Origin of the sequence: Pseudomonas sp. NPDC087612, assembly GCF_044743505.1 — a bacterium.
GTDB lineage: Bacteria > Pseudomonadota > Gammaproteobacteria > Pseudomonadales > Pseudomonadaceae > Aquipseudomonas.
Genome location: NZ_JBIUWO010000001.1, coordinates 176,007 through 195,646, shown reverse-complemented (window position 1 = coordinate 195,646; position 19,640 = coordinate 176,007). Strand labels below are relative to the sequence as shown.

General features: G+C 64.0%; 13 protein-coding genes. 2 read left to right on the top strand and 11 right to left on the bottom strand.

Annotation, left to right across the window (positions count from 1 at the left end):
* Window positions 1–42: 42 nt before the first annotated feature.
* Genes ACIOVF_RS00800 through mexE form a run of 3 tightly spaced genes read right to left on the bottom strand, consistent with a single transcriptional unit; the run spans window position 43 to window position 5,900 of the window.
* The gene (locus tag ACIOVF_RS00800) at window positions 43–1,470 is read right to left on the bottom strand and encodes an efflux transporter outer membrane subunit (RefSeq protein ID WP_401286639.1); all 1,428 of its coding nucleotides are present in this window, start codon (window positions 1,468–1,470) and stop codon (window positions 43–45) included.
* Window positions 1,467–4,646, bottom strand: a complete 3,180-nt coding sequence (locus ACIOVF_RS00795; RefSeq protein WP_401286637.1) for an efflux RND transporter permease subunit — start codon at window positions 4,644–4,646, stop codon at window positions 1,467–1,469. Before ACIOVF_RS00795 ends, ACIOVF_RS00800 begins: the two co-directional genes overlap by 4 nt.
* A 12-nt stretch (window positions 4,647–4,658) precedes the next feature.
* Window positions 4,659–5,900, bottom strand: a complete 1,242-nt coding sequence (gene mexE, locus ACIOVF_RS00790) for a multidrug efflux RND transporter periplasmic adaptor subunit MexE (protein ID WP_401286634.1) — start codon at window positions 5,898–5,900, stop codon at window positions 4,659–4,661.
* A 178-nt stretch (window positions 5,901–6,078) separates the two neighbouring features.
* Here mexE and ACIOVF_RS00785 point away from each other — a divergent pair, with 178 nt between their 5' ends.
* Complete coding sequence (locus ACIOVF_RS00785) at window positions 6,079–8,340, top strand: P-loop NTPase fold protein (protein ID WP_401286631.1); 2,262 nt, start codon at window positions 6,079–6,081, stop codon at window positions 8,338–8,340.
* 201 nt (window positions 8,341–8,541) lie between these two features.
* Here ACIOVF_RS00785 and ACIOVF_RS00780 read toward each other — a convergent pair whose 3' ends face one another.
* From ACIOVF_RS00780 to ACIOVF_RS00745, 8 genes are all read right to left on the bottom strand, one after another.
* Window positions 8,542–9,843, bottom strand: a complete 1,302-nt coding sequence (locus ACIOVF_RS00780; protein ID WP_401286628.1) for a di-heme oxidoredictase family protein — start codon at window positions 9,841–9,843, stop codon at window positions 8,542–8,544.
* Between the two features lie 14 nt (window positions 9,844–9,857).
* Window positions 9,858–11,159: an ABC transporter substrate-binding protein gene (locus tag ACIOVF_RS00775; RefSeq protein ID WP_401286626.1), complete on the bottom strand. Its 1,302-nt coding sequence runs from the start codon at window positions 11,157–11,159 to the stop codon at window positions 9,858–9,860.
* Window positions 11,146–13,188 (bottom strand): TonB-dependent receptor plug domain-containing protein, encoded by a 2,043-nt coding sequence (locus ACIOVF_RS00770; protein ID WP_401286623.1) that lies wholly within the window; start codon window positions 13,186–13,188, stop codon window positions 11,146–11,148. The genes ACIOVF_RS00775 and ACIOVF_RS00770 overlap by 14 nt, the downstream gene beginning before the upstream one ends.
* Before the next feature lie 344 nt (window positions 13,189–13,532).
* Entirely contained in the window at window positions 13,533–13,808 is a 276-nt protein-coding gene (locus ACIOVF_RS00765) for a hypothetical protein (RefSeq protein ID WP_093381997.1), read from the bottom strand.
* 438 nt (window positions 13,809–14,246) lie between these two features.
* The gene (locus ACIOVF_RS00760) at window positions 14,247–15,644 is read right to left on the bottom strand and encodes an isochorismate synthase (protein ID WP_401286620.1); all 1,398 of its coding nucleotides are present in this window, start codon (window positions 15,642–15,644) and stop codon (window positions 14,247–14,249) included.
* On the bottom strand, window positions 15,641–15,946 hold the full coding sequence (locus ACIOVF_RS00755; RefSeq protein ID WP_045198124.1) for an isochorismate lyase: 306 nt from the start codon (window positions 15,944–15,946) through the stop codon (window positions 15,641–15,643). The genes ACIOVF_RS00760 and ACIOVF_RS00755 overlap by 4 nt, the downstream gene beginning before the upstream one ends.
* Entirely contained in the window at window positions 15,946–16,734 is a 789-nt protein-coding gene (locus ACIOVF_RS00750) for a thioesterase II family protein (protein WP_195884301.1), read from the bottom strand. The genes ACIOVF_RS00755 and ACIOVF_RS00750 overlap by 1 nt, the downstream gene beginning before the upstream one ends.
* The gene (locus ACIOVF_RS00745; protein ID WP_401287561.1) at window positions 16,734–18,395 is read right to left on the bottom strand and encodes a (2,3-dihydroxybenzoyl)adenylate synthase; all 1,662 of its coding nucleotides are present in this window, start codon (window positions 18,393–18,395) and stop codon (window positions 16,734–16,736) included. Before ACIOVF_RS00745 ends, ACIOVF_RS00750 begins: the two co-directional genes overlap by 1 nt.
* A gap of 227 nt (window positions 18,396–18,622) precedes the next feature.
* Here ACIOVF_RS00745 and ACIOVF_RS00740 point away from each other — a divergent pair, with 227 nt between their 5' ends.
* Window positions 18,623–19,516 carry a helix-turn-helix transcriptional regulator gene (locus ACIOVF_RS00740; RefSeq protein ID WP_045198130.1) on the top strand — a complete coding sequence of 298 codons (894 nt, stop codon included), beginning with the start codon at window positions 18,623–18,625 and terminating at the stop codon, window positions 19,514–19,516.
* Window positions 19,517–19,640: the final 124 nt, after the last annotated feature.

Below are 19,640 nucleotides of genomic sequence, written 5' to 3'. Positions count from 1 at the left end.
GGGCAAAAGGCCGGTCAGAAACCAACCAAAGGAGCCGTTGAATCAGTTCGCCGCAGCCACGCTTTCGGCCTGCCAGCCGCCACCGAGGGCCTTGTAGATGGCGACGATGCCGCGGTACAGGTCGACTTCGCCCTGGGCCTGGGCATCTTCGGCGCTCAGGCGTTCGCGTTCGGCGTCGAGCAGCACCAGGTAGTCGACCGTGCCTTCGCGGTAGCGAATCGAGGCGAGGTCGGCCGCCTTGCGACTGGCTTCGCTCTGGCGCAGCATGGCCAGCAGCCGTTGCTGGCGTTTGCTGTAGTCGCTGAAGGCGTTTTCCGACTCTTCCAGGGCCAGCAATACCTGCTGCTCATAGTTGGCCAGGGCGCCCTCGGCATCGGCGTTGGCGCCGCGCAGGCGGGCGCGCACGCTGCCCAGGTCGAAGGCCGCCCAGGTAATGCTCGGGCCCAGGGCCCAGGCCTTGGCGGCCGAGGAGCCCAGTTGCGAGCCGCGCCCGGCGGTAAAGCCGAGAAAGCCGCTGAGGCTGACCCGGGGGAACAGGTCGGCGGTGGCCACGCCGATGTTGGCCGTGGCCGCTGCCAACTGGCGCTCGGCGCTGCGGATATCCGGGCGGCGCTTGAGCAGCTCGCCGGGGTCGCCCACCGGCAGCGCCTTGGCGATGGCCGGCAGTTGCGTCGGCGACAGGTCAACCGCCAGGGCGTCCGGGCGCTGGCCGAGCAGAGTGGCGATGCGGTTGCGCGCCCGTACCTGTTCGGCCTGCAGTTGCGGCACACTGGCCTCGACCGCCGCCAGGCGGGCATCGGCCCGCACCACATCAAGGTCGTTACCGACCCCGGCGTCACGCAAGGTTTCGGTGATACCCCGCGAATCCTGCTGGGTCTTGAGGTTGGCCAAGGCGATCTTCTCGCGCAATTGCGCACCGCGCAGCTGGCCATAGGCATCGACCAGTTCGGCGATCAGGCTCACCTGCAGTTGCTGCAGGTCGGCCTGGGCGGCATCCTGCTCGGCTTCGCTGGCTTCCAGTTGACGCTGGATGCGGCCGAACAGGTCCAGCTCCCAGGCCATGTCCAGGCCCAGGTCATAGCGTTCGCTGTTGACCCGGTCCTCGGTCTGGCCAGGCACCTGGCCCTTGCCCAGGTCGGCGCTGGCGCGGCTGGTGACGGTGGGCAGGGCGTCGTTGCTGACATCGTCGCGAATCGCCCGCGCCGCCTTCAGGCGGGCGAAGGCCACGCGCAGTTCGCGGTTGCCGTCCAGCGACTGGCTGACCAGTTTGTTCAGCACCGGGTCGTCGAACTGCTTCCACCAGATGCTTTCAAAGCGGCTGCGGTCGAAGGTGGCCTTGGCGCTCGGTTCGTTGGCCGCGCTCAATTGCGCCGCCGCGGTGTCCGGGGCCTTGTAGTCCGGGCCCACCGCACAAGCGGCCAGGGCCAGCACCAGCAGGCTGGGCATAAAGAATTTCACACTGCGGTTCATGCATGAGTCTCCAGCTTCAGCGCACGCGCCGCTTTGCGGGCCTGGCTGCGTTCCACGTAACGGCGGATCAGAACAAAGAACACCGGCGTCAGCAGCAGACCGAAGAAGGTCACCCCGATCATCCCGGAGAACACCGCCACACCCATGGCATGACGCATTTCAGCACCGGCGCCGGAGGAGAACACCAGCGGCACCACACCCATGATGAAGGCGATCGAGGTCATCAGGATCGGCCGCAGGCGCAGGCGGCAGGCTTCCAGTACCGCGGCCAGCGGGTCGAGGCCTTCGGCCTGTTTGTCCTTGGCGAACTCGACGATCAGGATGGCGTTCTTGCACGCCAGCCCCACCAGTACGATCAAGCCGATCTGGGTGAAGATGTTGTTGTCGCCACCGGACAGAATCACCCCGGTAATCGCCGACAGCAGGGTCATCGGCACGATCAGGATCACCGCCAGCGGCAGGCTCCAGCTTTCGTACTGGGCGGCCAGCACCAGGAAGGCCAGCAGTACGCAGAGCGGGAAGACGAACAGCGCGGTGTTACCGGCCAGGATCTGCTGGTAGGTAAGCTCGGTCCATTCGAAAGTCATGCCGTTGGGCAGTTCTTCCTTGAGCAGTTTCTCGATGGCCTTTTCCGCTTGCCCGGAGCTGTAGCCCGGTGCTGCGGCACCGTTGATCTCGGCGGTGATGAAGCCGTTGTAGTGCATGACGCGGTCCGGCCCCGAGGTGTCGCTGACCTTGATGAAGGTCGCCAGCGGGATCATCTCGCCCTGGTTGTTGCGCACCTTGAGCTGGCCGATCTGCTCGGCTTCAAGGCGGAACTGCTGCTCGGCCTGGACGTTGACCTGGTAGGTGCGGCCAAAGCGGTTGAAGTCGTTGGCGTACAACGAACCCAGGTAGATCTGCAGGGTGTCGAAGATATCGCTGATCGCTACACCGTGGGTCTTGGCCTTCTCGCGGTCGATGGCAGCATCGACCTGCGGCACGTTGACCTGGTAGCTGGTGAACAGCCCGGCCAGCTCCGGCACGTTGTGGCTCTTGGCGATGATGTTCTGGGTTTCCTTGTACAGCGCTTCATAACCCAGGTTGCCGCGGTCTTCGATCTGCAGGCGGAAACCACCGATGGTGCCCAGTCCCTGTACCGGCGGCGGCGGGAAGATCGCGATGTAGGCGTCTTCGATATCGGCGAACTGCGCGTTCAGCGCGGCAGCAATCGCGGCGGCCGACTGGCTCGGGTCCTTGCGCTCATCGAAGGGCTTGAGCGGGGTGAAGACGATGCCGCTGTTCGGGCTGTTGGTGAAACCGTTGATCGACAGGCCCGGGAAGGCCACCGAGTCAGCCACGCCCGGTTGCTTGAGGGCGATCTCGCTCATCTTCTTGATCACCGCCTCGGTGCGGTCAAGGCTGGCGGCATCTGGCAGCTGCGCGAAGGCGACCAGGTACTGCTTGTCTTGCGCCGGTACAAAGCCGGTAGGCGTCGACGAGAAGCCCAGCCAGGTCATGATGATCAGGCCACCATAGACGAACAGGGCGATGCCGCTGCTGCGGATGACCCGGCCGACAGCGCCGACATAGCCATGGCTGGCACGGTCGAAGAAGCGGTTGAACGGGCCGAACAGCCAGCCACCGAGCAGGCGTTCGAGCACTTTCGAGAAGCGGTCTTTGGGTGCGTGGTGCTCCTTGAGCAGTACCGCGGCCAGGGCCGGCGACAGGGTCAGGGAGTTGAAGGCCGAGATCACCGTGGAGATGGCGATGGTCAGCGCGAACTGCTTGTAGAACTGCCCGGTAAGGCCGGAAATGAACGCCGCCGGCACGAACACCGCGCACAGTACCAGCGCCGTGGCGATGATCGGCCCGGTCACTTCGCCCATGGCCTTTTGCGTGGCTTCCAGGGGCTTGAGGTCCAGGCCGATGTTACGCTCGACGTTTTCCACCACGACGATGGCGTCGTCCACCACGATACCGATGGCCAGTACCAGGCCGAACAGCGACAGGGCGTTGAGCGAAAAGCCGAACAGGTGCATTACCGCGAAGGTACCGATCAAGGAAACCGGAACCGCCACCAGCGGGATGATCGAGGCGCGCCAGGTCTGCAGGAACAGGATGACCACCAGCACCACCAGGATCAGCGCTTCGAACAGGGTGTGGACCACCGCCTCGATCGAACCGCGAACGAATACCGTCGGGTCATAGACAATGCTGTAGTCCATGCCTTCAGGGAAGTCCTTCTTCAGCTCGGCCATTTTCGCCCGGACCTCGTCGGAGATCTCGATGGCGTTGGAGCCTGGGCGCTGGAAGATCGGGATGGCCACGGCCGGCTGGTTGTTCAGCAGCGAGCGCAGGGCGTACTGGCTGGAGCCGAGCTCAACGCGGGCGATGTCCTTCAGGCGGGTGATCTCACCATCGGCGCCGGAGCGGATGATGATGTTCTCGAACTCTTCTTCGCTGACCAGGCGGCCCTGGGTGTTGACCGACAGCTGGAAGCTGGTGGCCCCGGGTGCGGGTGGCGCGCCAAGTTGACCGGCGGCTACCTGACGGTTCTGCTCGCGAATGGCGGCGACCACGTCGCTGGCGGTGAGGTTGCGCGAAGCGGTCTTGTTCGGGGCGAGCCAGACCCGCAGCGAATAGTCGCCCATGCCGAACAGTTGCACGTCACCGACACCGCCCAGGCGCGCCAGCTCATCCTTGATGTTGAGGATGGCGTAGTTGGACAGGTAGAGCATGTCGTAACGGTTGTCCGGCGAGGTCAGGTGCACGACCATGGTCAGGTCGGGCGAAGCCTTGTCGACGGTAATACCGATACGCGTAACTTCCTCGGGCAGCTTGGGCTGGGTGCGGGTCACGCGGTTCTGCACCTGAACCTGGGCGTTGTCCAGGTCGGTACCGAGGGCGAAGGTGACGGTCAGAGTGACCTTGCCGTCGGCGGTGGACTGCGAGGACATGTAGAGCATGTTCTCGACCCCGGTAATCGCCTGCTCAAGCGGCGCGGCGACGGTTTCGCCGATCACTTTCGGGTTGGCGCCGGGGAAGTTGGCACGCACCACCACGGTGGGCGGTACCACTTCCGGGTATTCGCTGATCGGCAGCTGGAACAGCGAGATGCTGCCGGCGATCAGAATCAGCAGCGACAGCACCGCGGCGAAGATCGGCCGGGTGATAAAAAACTTGGAAAAATTCATCGGACTGATCCCTTAACCGCGCGGTGCCGAGGCACTGGCGAGTTTTACGCTGGGGGTGGCCACTGTTTTGCCCTGGATACTGGCTTCGAGCGCCTGACGTTGTTGGGCGAGGGCGGCGATGGTCGCGTCACTGGCCATTGGCGTGTCCTGTGGGTCGACTGGCGAGCCCGGGCGTACCCGTTGCAGGCCCTTGACGACAATGCGGTCATCCTTGCTCAGGCCGTTGCGCACGATGCGCAGGCCTTCGAGTTTCGGCCCCAGCTCGACGGCGCGGTAGGCGGCCTTGTTGTCTTTGTCCATGACCAGCACGAACTTCTTGCCAAGGTCGGTACCGACCGCTTCGTCGTTGATCAGCACCGCCGAGTAGGTGGCGCTGCCGACCAGTTTCAGGCGTGCGTACAGGCCCGGGGTGAACTGCCCGTCGCGGTTGTCGAACACCGCGCGGCCACGGATGGTGCCGGTCTTGGGGTTGACCTGGTTGTCGACGAAGTTCATCTGGCCCAGGTGCGGGTTGCCGTTTTCGTTGGACAGGCCCAGGTACACCGGGGTGCTCTGGCCGCGCTGGCCGTCGCGCGCCAGCTGGGTGTACTTGAGGTACACGCGCTCGTCGGCGTCGAAGTAGGCGTAGACCTTGTCGGTGGAGACCACGCTGGTCAGCGGCGTTGCGTCAGCCGTGACGATGTTGCCGGCGGTGAACTGCGCGCGGCTGACCCGGCCGCTGATCGGCGCGGTGACGCGGGTGAAGCTTAAGTTCAGGCGCGCCAGGTCCAGTTGCGCCTGGATCGCGGCAACGCCGGCGCGGGCTTCGGCAGCGGCACTGGTGCGCGACTCGGCAAGCTCGGCGGAAATCGCGTTGCTGCTGCGCAGGCGCTCGCCGCGCTGGGCTTCGTTTTCGCTGCGGATGGCGGTGGCGCGGGCTTGTTGCAGTTGGGCTTCGAGGCGGCGGACCTCAGCCTGGAACGGACGCGGGTCGATCTGGAACAGCAGATCGCCTTTTTTCACCTGGGCGCCTTCGGTGAAGGCCACCTGGTCGATCTGCCCGGAGACGCGCGGACGCACCTCGACGGTTTCCGGCGCCTCCAGGCGGCCGGTGAACTCGTCCCATTCGTTGATCGGTTGTTCCAGCACCTTGGCCACGCTGACCTTGGCCGCCGCCGGCGCCTGCACGGCCTCCGGGGTGCGACCGCAGGCACTCATCACCAATACAGCCAATAGAGCAAGGGGGTAACGCAAAGGTTTGAGTGACTGTTCCATGGGGAGTCCGCCAATTTATTGATAGTGGGCGGATTCTGCGATTTGAAACTATCAACGACGAATCGAATGGGGCGAAGGTTATTATCATTGGGAATGATATGAGGAGTGTAAGGGCAGCGTTTCGGGGGTATGCTCCTGGCGATTGATGGCTAGAGGCCATGCAGGGATAGGAGTAGCAATGCCAACGCGTGAAGTACAAGGTGCAGTTGAAGGCCACGACAGAGCCGCGCAACGGCGCGAAGACGATTTGCTCGATCGCTGGAGCATCGCCCGATCGGTACTGCGCGCCGCCAGCGCAACACCCGCATGGTCGACACGAATTGCTTTGTGCGGCAGGTGGGGTAGTGGCAAGACCAGCGTGCTGAATTTCATTGAGCGCCAGGCTGGGCAAGAGAATCGCCGACGCTGTCAGGCAGATAGGCAATGGGTAATTGTGCGATTTTCAGCGTGGAATGCCACCGAGCAAGGCGGGATCGGCAGTTTTTACCAGGCATTGCTTGGCCAGCTGGGTAAACAGCGGATCAAAGTACCCAGGCTGGCCCGATGGGCCAAAGACGCCGCTGCGAAACTGGGCGGTATGGCCGATGTCGTGAAGGTCGTTATCGACGCGGGGGTGAAGCTCCTGCCTGGCGCAGAGGTCACAACGGCCGCAGTCGGGGGAGTGCACAAGTTGCTCGCCAGGCTACCAAAATGTCTGCAACCAGGTGCCGAGGATTTGCGTGCTTTGCAGGCTGAACTGCATTCGGTTCAGGTGCTGGTATTTATCGACGACCTCGACCGCATCGACCCCAAATTGATCCCCAGCGTACTGATGAGCTTGAAAGAGCTGCTGGACTGGCCAAGGTTCGTCTTTGTCCTGGCGTTTGACCTGGAGGTTGTCAGCAAAGCGCTCAAGGATCATTCGCAAGCCTTCGGCCCTGATGCCCAGCGGTTTCTGGAAAAAATCATTGATATTCGCTTCCATTTGCCGGAACCAGAGGCCGAGCAGGCAGCAAGCCTGGCCTGGTCATTGTATGAGCAGAACTTGGCGTTCATACCCAGGCCGGCCTATGCCAGGGTCGTTGACTGTATGCCGGGTAACCCGCGGTTGGCGAAAGCGATTGTCCGGGAACTCTGTTTGTACCGGGAGGTGGCAGGAAGGCACGCCAGCCACGAGCTACGCTGGGAAGTCATTGTTTTACAAACCATCTTGCGCCATGAAGCGCCGGCAACCGAACGTGCACTTGCGAGGGCTTTGCAATCTGCAGAGAGTGGCTTGAAAGCAAAAAAAGACAGTTTTGCAGCTGAATCCATCAAGGCAGACGAGGTGGGTTTCGAGGCATTGCAGCGCAAGGTTCAAGAGTTCCTCTTGCTGTGTGAGCGCGTGCCCGCAACGTTGCTGGCAAAACAGGCAAAGTTGCTGATCAGCGAGCCCGTTTTCACTGACAAGGAATATCAGGACTTTCTTCGGCGATGGAACGCACAAGAAGAGGCCGAGCAGGTGTCTGCATTTATCAGACAGTGCGTTGACATTGCCTTCAAGCGGCCAGGTGATGTGGCCCGTGAATTTCTCGAAAAGGTTCTGGCTGACTACGGGGATGCTTCACGCAAAATGGTCGATCAGCACAGTGAAGGGTTGCGTCGGTCCTTTACCGATGCGGCTCATAAGCAGCTTTCGTTACTTGAAACCAGCTGGCGCATGAGTGATCCGGCGATCCAGGAAAGTTGCCAGAGCCTCGATGCCTTCACGCGCCTATGGGGTAATACGTTGTTGAGCAGAACGTCCTTCATGTCAGCATCGGCGCCTCTGGACTTTGTGCAACGCGAAGAGCAGTTGCTCGAACGTGCGCTGGAGGGGTGTCGTAACAAGATCGAGCTGTTCGAGTGGATGCAGGAGATGCTCTATCGGCATTCGCTGGAAAAAAGGACGAGCCAGCGCCAACTTCAGTTCATCGATAAACTGGCGCGGTCATTAGATTCTGAGGTAATCGACAGCACTCTGCAGGCGTTTATCCAAGCCAGGGGAGTGGCCCGTGCGCAGGTGCAGTCAGGCAATCAACACGGTTCTTTGTACTGGCGGTTAACCTCTGAGGATTCACCACTCTACACTCCGGCGGGATGCCGCCGGCTGTGCCAACTGTTCGAGGACGTGCCATCGGCGGTTACGGCGCGGGCTGATTTCACGGAGAACGTAGTTGATTATCTGGTTATGTTGGCAAGTCGCATCATGCCCACCCAGAAAATGGAAACCTACACTGCGCAGCAGGTACGGCAAATGCAGGACATCGCTGCGACGGCTTGGCGTACCTTGCTCTTGACCGCTCAGGATTATAAAGACCCGGTGAGGTTGATGGATAACCACAAGTACCTGTCCTCTTATCTTGATAGCGCGCTCATCCCGGTACCTGAATGGCTATCGCAATGGCATGAGCGTACGCGGATGAGCAGGGTCGAAAATTAGCAGCAATAATAATCGGGCCATGCCCAGCATGGCGCGCAGGATATGGGAATGGAAACGGTAGAATCAAACCTGAACCGATGAGCCTGAGAAATTTTCTTTCCATCAGTGTGTTGATGCCCAATGTTATGAACACCTGTGTCGGGGCCGAGACCGGCTTAATTTTCTCCGGGTGAGGCGAGGGCTCTCAAGGGCACTGCACCTCTACAGTGAACGCAGGAATTCCAGTAACTCCTGGCGCTCCTGCCGCGAATAGCCTGCAAAGCGCTCCCGCGCCACTGCCGCCTCCCCACCATGCCACAACACCGCCTCCTCAAGCGTACGCGCCCGGCCATCATGCAGGTAGCCGGCGCCGGGGTTGATCCGTTCGAGCAAGCCCAGGCCCCACAGCGGCGGGGTACGCCACTCGTGGCCGGTGGCCAGGTAATCGTCACGGCCATCGGCCAGGCCCGGGCCCATGTCATGCAACAACAGGTCGCTGTAAGGCTCGATCTGCCGCGCAGGCAACAGCGGGTAGAGCGGATGCTGGCCCGTGCTCAGGTGCGGACGGTGGCACTGTGCGCAGCCAGCCTGGCTGAACAACTGCTCGCCACGTTGCACCTCGGGTTTGCTCCGGTCGCGGCGCGGCGGTGGCGCCAGGTGGGCCAGGTAGAAGTGCAGGTCGCCCAGTTGCACAGCATCGAGCTCCGGTTCGCCGCCGCTGGCGGCCTGGCGACAGGCCGTTTGCAACGGCGTGCAGTTCTGTTCGGAATACAGCGGCGAAGTAATCCCCAGATCACCGTGCATGGCACCGGCAATCTGCTGACGCAGGTCCGGCTGGTTTGCCTTCAGCCCAAAGCGCCCGGGCTCAAGGCGCTGGCGCTCGACGCTCCAAACTTGGTTGACGCGGCCCTTGACGCCATCGGGCTTGGGCGCGTCGGCCAGTGCCTGCAGGGTGCTGACCTCGATGGCTTCGAGCAGGCCCAGGCCGAACACTGGCGAGCCGACCCGCATCGAGGTGCGCACTTCACCCAGCGGACCGTAGGCCAGTTCGCTAAAATGCAACCGGGGCGAGCGCAGGCTGACCTGCTGCCCATCGGCCAGGGTGACCATCTGCTCGCGCCAACGCACCTGCGCCCGGCCTTCTGCGGCCACGCCGGGAACAGCCGATTCGCTGAGCTGATCACCATAGACCGGATGTGGCAGCGGTCCGCCGTGGGCATCGTGCCCGGGTAGCGACAGGCGCACCAGCATCGTGCGCAGCGGTTGCTGTTCACTGGCAGGTGCCTGCCCGCGACCATTCTTGGGGTGGCAGGCAATGCAGCTGATGCGGTTATACAGCGGCCCCAGGCCATCGACCGCTTCGTCCCGTGAAGGCGCCACCACCCAGGCCTGGCGGAACAGGCTGCGGCCGTGAAAAAAACGCTCCAGTTGCTGCGCATCGTCCAGCCCCGGCAAGGGCTGGGCGAAGGCTTCACGGCTGACGGCGGCGCTGGCGGGCAGGCTCAGCAGCGCGCCTATCAGCAAGCAGATACCGCGCTTCACAGGCCCATAGCCGATAGCAGGCGCTCGGCTTGCGCCTGTTGCCGGGCGCTATGGAACTGCCAGGCGATTTCCTCGCGGCCGAGGGCATCCTGGTCGCTCGCCGGCTGGCGCTGCATGCCATGGTCCTGGCGCTGGGCAAACAGTGCCAGCAACGGCGCCGACGTCGCTTGCTCTTCGTCGATAGGCGGCACGCTGAGAAACTCGCGCACCGCGGTCAGGTCGCGGCCCTGGGCTTCACCGGCATGCACCCGCGCCCACAACACGGCGAGGCGTTCATGGGGTTGGCCAAGCCATTGCTCGAACAGCGAGGTGATCAGCGCCAGGCGCTCGCGCGAGCTGTCGTCGGTGTAGGCATAGGCGCCCTGGCGGGCGGCGGCGAAGGGGTCGTGATAGCCCGCCGGCAAGTCGGCATAAATGCTGGGGCGCACCGGCAACTTGCGAATGTCCGGGTCGGCCAGCAGGCGTTGCCCTTCAGGCGACAACACGAAGCGCACGAAGGCCCGCGCTCCCTCGACCTGCCTGGCCTGGCGAGGGATGGCGATATGCGCCGGGTTGAGCCCGCCGTGGGCCGGGTAGACAAACTCGACCGCTTCGCCGTTACTCACCGCCGAAGCCACGAAAAAGTCGATCGACACACCCACTGCCGAACGCCCGCTGGCGACCTCGTCACTGACCAGGGTGCCGCCGCGACTGACAAGCCGCGATTGCCCGGCGAGCTCGCTCCACAGCGCCCAGCCTTGATCCCAGCCATAGGCCTGCAAAACGATATCCAGCAGCACTGGGGCAAAGCCGACGCGCGCAGGGTCGGGCAAGGCGACGCGCCCGCGCAGGCGGGCATCGAGCAGGTCAGGCCAGTCTTGCGGGGCAGGCATGTTCAGCTTGGCCAGTTCTTCCGGGTTAATGGCAAAGCCGTAACCGGCAAGCTCCGTGGCCTGGTAGCGCGCCGCGCGGTCGCGTAGGGCGATGCCGCCAATGCGCGGCGGCAAACCGTCCAGCTCGACCCCTAGCGGCTGCCAGCCGGCGTCCTGGGCCAGACGCTTGAAGTTGCCCGGCGACGGTGCCCAGTAGACATCGACCCCGCCCTGGTCGGCCTGGCGCAGATAGGGCAGGGCATCGAAGCCCTGGCGCCAGAGGATCTGCAGGCGATAATCAGGGTTGGCGCGCTCGAAGGCCTCTTCGAAGCGCGTCATCATCTCCTCGGGGTAGCTGGTCAGCACCACCAGCGGCTGCGGCGCGCCCGCCTGGGCACTGGCTGCGCCCAGCAGCAGCGCCAGCAGCCAGGCCTTAGAGCGGCACATTGAACTGTACGAAGTAGCTGCGGCCAATTTCCGGGTACCCCTCGCTGTATTCATAAAGGCGATCGAACAGGTTGCGGATGCCCGCTTCGATGCGCACGTCATTGCTCAAGCGATAGCCGCTTTTGAGGTTGTACACCGCGTATCCGCCGCTCATCTGGCTGCCATCGGACATGTTGTAACGCCGCGAAGCGGCTTCGACGCTGGCGGTGTGGCGCCAGGCGTCGAGGTTCAGGCTGGCCGAGGCGAACAGGTTGTGGCGCGGTGTATCGATCGGGCGCAGCTCGGGATTGCTGCGGTTTTCACGATCGAGGTAGGTGTAGCTGGTGTTGAACTCCCAGTTGCCCAGATCGCCGCGCAGGCCCAGTTCGACACCCTGGTTACGCGCCTTGGCGATGTTCTGGTATTGGCCGCAGGGCGCTGCGCAACCGGCGACCGGGGCGACGGTGACCTGCTGGATGGAGTCTTCGATGTTGCTGACGAACAGCGCCGTGTCGAGGGTCCATTGGCGGCTGATCGCGCCGCTGTAGCCCAGCTCGTAGTGGGTGGCGCGTTCGGACTTCAGATCGGGGCTGGGGATCACCGTGCCAAAGCGGGTCGAGTAGCGGTCCTTGATGGTTGCAAAGCGGCTCTTGCGCGCCACGGTCAGGCGCACCTGGCCGTTGTGGTCGATGTCCAGCAAGGGACCTGTGTTGATGAACAGGCCCAACTGGCTGTTGACCGCATCGTCGCTGCCGGTCGGCTCGTCATACAGGGTCTTGACCCGGGGCGAGGCGGCGCTGGTACCGAAGTTTTCGGCCTCAAGGCTCTTGCGGTAGTTGTACGACACCCCGCCGACCACGCTGAAGATGTCGTTCAGGCGCAGGGTATCTTCCAGGGCGATGGACTGGGTCTGGTCGCGAAAGTGGGTTTGCGGGTCGCTGCCATCGCGCGAGCGGTGCACATCTTCCTTGAAGTGATAAGCGATGCCCAGGCGGTTGCCGGTGCTCAGGGCCAGGTCGCCTTCGACCGAGAAACCGGTGGACTCGTCATCGTATTTGCTCGGGAACCCCGGCTGCATCGCGCCATGGATACCGTTGTTGTAGACAAAGCTTTCCAGTGAGTTCTTGAAGGTGTCGCGGAACACCCGGGTCTTCAGGCCGTGCTCGCCGAAGCGGGTGTTGGTGGCCAGGAACAGGCTGGTCTTGTCCCACTGCGGCCACTCCCACCAGCGCTTGCGCTGGCCGCTGGCGGGCAGGTCGCCGGCGTAGGGCGGCTGGCCCTTGCGGCCTTCCTGCTGGACATAACCGAGCACGTACTCGTCGGTATCGTTGGGGGTGAAGCCGAGCTTGAAGCTGAACTTGCCGTCGCGCTTGTTACTGTTTTCCCGACGGCCCTTGCCTTGCTGGTTGTTGGTTGGCTCGAAGTCGTCGGGCAGCATCGTGTAGTCATAGTCGACATACGATACGCCACCCTGCATCCACCAGTTGCCCTGGTTGGAACCCAGGTTGGCGTAGCTGCGATAGGCGTTGACGTTGCCGTGGTCGGTCAGCTCCAGGCCGCCACCGACTTCACCTTCGAAGGTTTCGGTGGGCCGCCGGGTGATCAGGTTGATCGCCCCGCCCAGGGTATTGGGGCCGTACAGCAGCGAGGCGAAACCCTTGGCCACTTCGATGCGCGACAGGTCGTAGGTGGTGAAACGTCCCAGGTCGATGTTGCCGTCATAGGGCACATAGGTGGGAATGCCGTCGATATACACCGGCACCTGCAGGCGGTCAAAACCGCGCACGTACACCACCTGCTCGGCGCGCCCGCCCATGTAGGCGAGGTTGACCCCAGGCGCCAGGGCCAGGGCGCGGTCGACGGTCTCGCGGTCATGCAGGCGCATGTCTTCGAGCTCGACGACGCTGCTGCCGGTGGCGAGCGCCTCATCCTGCGGGGCCCAAATCTGGATTTCACCGAGGCTGAAGGTTTTCTTCTGCTCGGCCACGGCAGCCTCGGCGCTGATGGCGGCCAGGGCGAGCAGCAGGGTACGGGGGGCGAACGGGGTCATGACGCTCCTTGGTTGGTATCGTTATATATTATTTTATATAGCGCGTGGCGCAAAACGACCGACAGCTCCCTCCCCGGAGCCGTCTGATCGCATCGATCAAGCGGGTACGCGCAACGGCAGAACGCCGCCGATACTAGAGCCAGGCGAGCAAATTGACAACGCTATATAAGAATTTATATAGCGTATGGCTTACAGAGGGGCAAGGGTTTGTACGAAAAGTCGCCGAGCGGCGATCAGGCAAGGCGAGAACAGGCGAGGAAGCGGAGTTTACGAGTTGTAAATGAGCATTCCGAGCCTGTTCTCAACGCCGCATGATCGTCGCGCAGGCACTTTTCGTACAAAGCCTAGCGTTTGCACTCGGCCAGCACCACCTTGCAGGTCCTGGGCTGGCCGCCGGAGCGCCCGGCGTAGCGGATGCAGTTGTTCATGGATTTCTGCCGGGCGATCTGCAAGGTCGGGCCCCACGCCAGGCCGCCTTCGCCGGCTGTGGGCACGGCTTTGGCGTGGCAGTTGGAACCGGCGTTGGCGGCCAGGTATTTGGCCTTGGGTTTGCTCGAGCAACCGGCCGTGAGTGCCAGGCAGAGGGCGAGCAGGCAGGTGGTGAAGAGGGTAGTGTTCATGTCAGAGGCAGTCCGGATCGCCGAAGGGGGCTGTGCCCGGGTTGGCTACCGGTCAACTCAATTATAGGGGCTTAACGCAATTCTGGTGTAGCGAGGCTGGTATCAGCTTGGCTCCAGCAAACCTGACTTCGAAGATACGCCAGTGCAGGCGGCGCCCGTAACTTCGCGACTTCAGGAGGCCGAGCGTAGGTGCCTGTAGGGGCAGTGCGTAGCACCTTCGGCGTTAGCCGAAGACGCGAGACGTAGACTTGGCGTAGCAAGTCGTAGGCCGCGATGCCCCGGAAGGTGCCGTAGCGAGGGGACCCGAAGCGCAGCGTAGGGCCGTATGCTGGAGCGAGCGGTTTTGCCTACTTTCCCCAAGAGAAAAGTAGGCCACCGTAAGGGCGGAAGGGGCCATCAGCAACGCCAGAGCGAATGGATAAGCTCACAAACTCACACTCACGCCTGCAACGCCAACTGCATCCCCGCAAGCTTGATGCAGGTCTCCTCGTATTCACTGGCCGGGTCCGAGCAGGGCACGATGCCGCAACCGGCGAACAGACGGGCCTGCTCGCCGTTCAACAGCGCCGAGCGCAGGCCGACGATGAATTCGCCGTTGCCCCGCGCGTCCAGCCAGCCCAGGGGCGCGGCGTACCAGCCGCGGTCAAAACCTTCACAGTGGCGAATATGCTCCATGGCCTGCTGGCGCTCGTGGCCGCCGACGGCGGGTGTCGGGTGCAGGGCTTCGACCACTTGCAGCAGGCTTGTTTGCGGGCGCAGGCGACCTTCGATCACTGTACTCAGGTGCTGGACCCGACTCAGGCGTTGCACCGACGGGGTCGCCGGTACCTGCAACTGGCTTGCCCACGGCGCCAGGCCGCTTTCGATGATCTGCACCACCAGTGCATGTTCGTGGCGGTTTTTCTCGCAGTCCAGCAGCGCCTGTGCCAGTTGCGCGTCTTGTTGCGGGTCGGGGTCGCGGCGGCTGGTGCCGGCCAGCGCCAGGGTCTGCAGGCGGCCGCCGTCGAGCTTGACCAGGCGTTCCGGCGAGGCGCCGATAAAGCAGCTTTGCTGGCGGCGAAAGGCGAACAGGTAGGCCGCCGGATCGTTGCTGGCCAGGCGCGCCAGGGTGCGTCCCGGGCTGACGGCCCGGGAAAACTCGCTGAGCACTTCGCGCGCCAGCACCACCTTTTTCATCGAGGTATCGCGTAGCGCGTCCAGGGCCTGGACGATTTTGCTCTCCCAGCAGGCGCGCGGCAGGCTCTGGTCGCGGCGGTGCTGCGCGGGCGGCGTGACAACCGGCGACGACAGGTAGCGATCCATCAGCCCGTGCCACTCATTGAGCACCTGCTCGCAGCGGCTTTGGGCAGTGTCCGCAGGGCCGACCAACTGCTGGCACAGCAGCCAGCAGGCGTCGGCGTCGCGTATCAGCAGCAAGGTCATCAGTCGCATCGAGGCGTCGCCAAACCCCTGCCAGGCGCTGCTGGCCTGGACCTGGTGGTCGAAGCGAAACCCCCCGCACAGCAGCGGCGGCTGCGGGCCGTGGATCACCGCGCTGCGCAGCCAGTGCTGCCACTGCTGGTCAACGCTGGCGAAACGCTGCTCGCCAGCACCGCTCAGCTCTGCAGCCACGCCCCAGCCGAACAGGCTCCTGCCGCCATCGGCGGCGCGCCAGAACACGGCTTCGGCGCAGGGCTGGTCGACCCGGCAAAACAGCTCCAGCAGGTCCACCGCATCGATCGCCAGGGCGTAACTGGCCAGCACCGGCTCAGCTTGCAGCACCGCGCGCTGGCGGGCCTGCTCGAACACCTGGGTCAGCTCGCCGAGGTGCTCTTCCAGTCGGGTCAGGGCTTTCATGCGGGCACCCTCATGCTGCGCCAGTGCACGACTTGCTGGGCGATGTACCAATGAATGATCTGGGCAAACAGGGTTTCGACAAAGTGTGCATCGAGCCCGGCGTCCTCGGCCCACTGGCGCCGTTGCGGGAGCATCTGGGCGACGCGCTCGGGCGCGGCGATGCTGTTTTCGGTCGGTTTGAAGCGGGCGGCGGCTTTGACGTAAGCCATGCGTTGGCGCATGAGTTCGATGATCTGGTGGTCCAGTGAATCGATGGCGATCCGGATGTCCGGCAGGCCTTCACAAGCGTCAGGGGATTTCATCAGAGGGCTTCCTCAAGGGCAGGTGATGTCAGCGGGCGACGGCCGAGCAGGCTGGCCGCCAGGGCATCGAGCAGCGCCTGGCGCTGCTCGATGAGGTAGAAGTGCTCGCCCTGCCAGCGCTGCAGGTGCAGTGGCTGGAGGCTGGCGGCTTGCCAGGCCAGGGCTTCGTCAAGGTCGATCTCCGGGTCCTGCTCGGGGTAGAACACGGTGATGCGGCTGTTGAGCGGCTGCGGCGCGGCGCGGCTGTAGGTTTCGACGATCTGGTAGTCATGGCGCAGGCTGGGCAGGAACATCTGGCACAGGGCCGGGTCTTCGAGCAGCGGGTTGGGCCGGCTCGACAGCCGCCGCACATCGTCGAGCAACGCTTGGTCGGGGCCGCTGTGCAACCGCCCGCCACGCTGGCACTGCGGCGCCGGGTGGGCGGAGACGAACAACTGCTCGACGGCGATTGTCTGCTGCGCCAGGCGCACCGCCACTTCATAGGCGACCGCCGCGCCGAGGCTGTGGCCGAACAGCGCCAGCGGCCGGTCGGCATAGCCACGCAGCGCAACGCTCGCGGCCTCGGCCAGGCTGGTCATGTCGCTCAGGCAGGCTTCGCCGAAGCGGTCTTCACGGCCCGGGTACTGGATGGCCAACAGGTCGATATCGGCGGGCAGGGCGTTGGCCCAGTCGCGGAAAAAACTCGCACTGCCGCCGGCATGGGCAAAGCACACCAGGCGCCAGCGCGGCATCGGCGTCAATCGATACGGGCGCACCCAGCGCTCGCCCTGGGACAACAGCCCGGCCATCACGAGGCGACGCTCCCACAGTTGGCATCGAGCCAGGCCTGGCGCAGGGTTGCGCGCAGGTCCTTGCGGCTGACCTTGCCGACCCCGGTCTGCGGGAACTGCGCCACGAACTCGATGCGGTCTGGCACCTTGAACGCGGCCAGGCCCTGGCTGCGCAGGTGCTGCTTGAGGCCAAACGCCGAGGGCGCCGGATCGCGGGCGACGATAAAGGCGCAGGTGGACTCGCCCAGCACCGCGTCGGGCATCGCCACCAGCGCCGCGTCATGCACCTGGGGATGGTTGATCAGCAGGTTTTCCACTTCTTCGGCGGCGACCTTTTCGCCGCCGCGGTTGATCTGGTCCTTGTCCCGCCCCTCGACCACCAGGTAACCCTCGGCGGTGCGCCGCACGCGGTCGCCGCTGCAATAGAAACCATCAGCGGTGAAGGCCTTGGCGTTGTGTTCGGGCAGCCGGTAGTAGCCGCGAATGGTGTAGGGGCCGCGCACTTGCAGCTCGCCGACTACACCGTCGGGTACAGGCTGGCCCTGTTCGTCGACGATGCGCAGCTCGTCATCGGCGCACAGTGGCCGGCCCTGGGTGTGCAGAAGCAATTCCTCGCGATCGTCCAGGCGGGTGTAGCAGAGCAGCCCCTCGGCCATGCCCAGCACTTGTTGCAAGGTGCAGCCGAGCACCGGCTTGACCCGCGCCGCAGCAGTGCTGAGCAGCTTCGCGCCGCCGACCTGGAGCAGTCGCAAGCTCGACAGATCGGCCTGGCGCTGGGCCTGGGCGTCGAGCCAGAGCATGGCCAGCGGCGGCACCAGGGCGGTGACGGTGACCCGCTCGGCGCTGATCAGGGCGAAGCAGGTGTCCGGATCGGGGCGGCGGCTGCACACCACCCGGCCACCGGCGAGCAAGGTGCCGATCACCCCGGGGCAGCAGAGGGTGAAGTTGTGCGCCATGGGCAGCGCGGCAAGGTACACGGTCTGCGCGTCGAGCCCGCAGACCGCGCTGCTGGCGCGCACGTTGTAGAGATATTCGGCGTGCCGGCGCGGAATCAGCTTGGGCGTGCCGGTGGTCCCCCCCGACAACTGGAAGCAGGCCACCGCCTCGGGATCGCCGGCGTCCTGCTCCATTGCTTCGCCGCCGTACAGCGTGCTGAGGGCAATGAACTCTTCGGCGTCACCGTCGATCAGCACATGCCGCAGGTGCGGGTTGGCAGTGCGCAACTGGCGCGCCATCTGCCGGCAGTCGAAACCTTCGAGCTGATCGCAGCCGATGTAGGCCGTGGCCTGGGCGAAGCTGCAGAAGCCGCCGATCTCGTGCTGACGATGAGCGGGCAGGGCCAGGATCGGCCGCGCGCCGAGGCGAAACAGGGCAAAGCACACTTCGACAAAGGCGCTGCCATTGGGCAGGTGCACCACCACGTTGTCACCGGCGTTGAGGCCAAGGGCACGCAAGCCGCCGGCCAGGCGCTGGCAGCGTTCTGCCAGGCTGGCGTAGCTCAAATGCAGGGCGCCGTCGCTGATGGCGATCGCAGCCGGGTTGCGGGCCGCGGCGGTGTCGAGGGCCTGGGCAAAGGTCTGCGCCTGCCAGTAGCCGGCCTGGCGGTAGCGCTGGGCAAAGGCCGGCGGCCAGTCGGGAGCGTCGCCTACGGCATCTGGCAGGGACGTCGAAGTGTTCAAGGACATGAAATCTCCTATTTGTAGAAATAATTGGCTACAAATGGCTTAATGAGATCTATTATCATTATCCTTCGCCGAGCGCTTCTCAACGCCAAGGCTTTCGGTGCCGCGACTTTTTCATTAGATGAAATACGCAGTGGCTTCAAACAGGGAGGTTGAGGGTTTACAAACCTCCCGTTATTTCAGGTCAGGCCCCACGTAATGGCCTCAGGAAAAGGGAAAACCCAATGACTATTACGATCATCGCCCCCACTCACCCAGAGAAGCAGGCCGAACCCAAGGGCAACCAGCCCGGCACGGTCTACCTGGAACCGCACATGACCCTGGTTACCGGCACCCTCTGGTCCGAGAGCGAGGCCTGGGTCGAAGACCCGCTGGAGCGCGGTCTGAAGCTGATCCTGGTGCAGAGCGGCGAGTTGTCCTGCCGGATCCCCGGGCACGCCGAGCAATCGATCCGTGGCCCGAGCCTGTGCACCATCGTCAATGACGGCGAGTTCACCTCGTCGCAGATCTACGGCACCTCGACGCCGCTGCGCTACACCATCGTCCAGCTCGACCTGGAGTCGCTCGACCGCCACCTGGGCATGGCCCCGCGCAAGCTGCTGGCGGCCAGGGGCGGCGACCCCTACATGATGGTGCGCCCGGCGCCGCGGGCAATGCAGGCCCTGGCCACGCAGATCGCCACCTGCCCGATGCAGGGCCCGAGCCGCTCGCTGTACCTGGGTGGCAAGGCCCTCGAGCTGACCGCGCTCAGTGCCCAGTTTTTACTGGATGAACGCGCCCAGCCAGAGCAGAAACTGCGCATCACCGCCTCGGATGTCGAGCGCGTGCACGCCGCCCGTGACCTGCTGGTGCGCTCGCTGCTCGAGCCGCCGAGCCTCAATGCCCTGGCCGCCCATGTCGGCATGAGCCCGCGCAAGCTCACCGCAGGCTTTCGCAAGGTGTTTGGCACCAGTGTGTTCGGCTACCTGCACGAGCATCGCCTGAGCGAAGCGCACCGCATGCTCAGCGATGAAGAGAGCAACGTTTCGACCGTCGCCTATGGCGTGGGCTACAGCCCGGCGCATTTTTCCATTGCCTTTCGCAAACGCTATGGCGTATCGCCCAGCGAGATCCGCTGACGCGCGCTGACTCTGAATCGAATAAAAAGGCCTGTGCATCTAAAGCCTTGAGCGCTTCCTGAAAACCCACCTGCGATAAAGTCTCATTTGATAATGGCTTGCATCTTGGTGAGCCACGCAGACT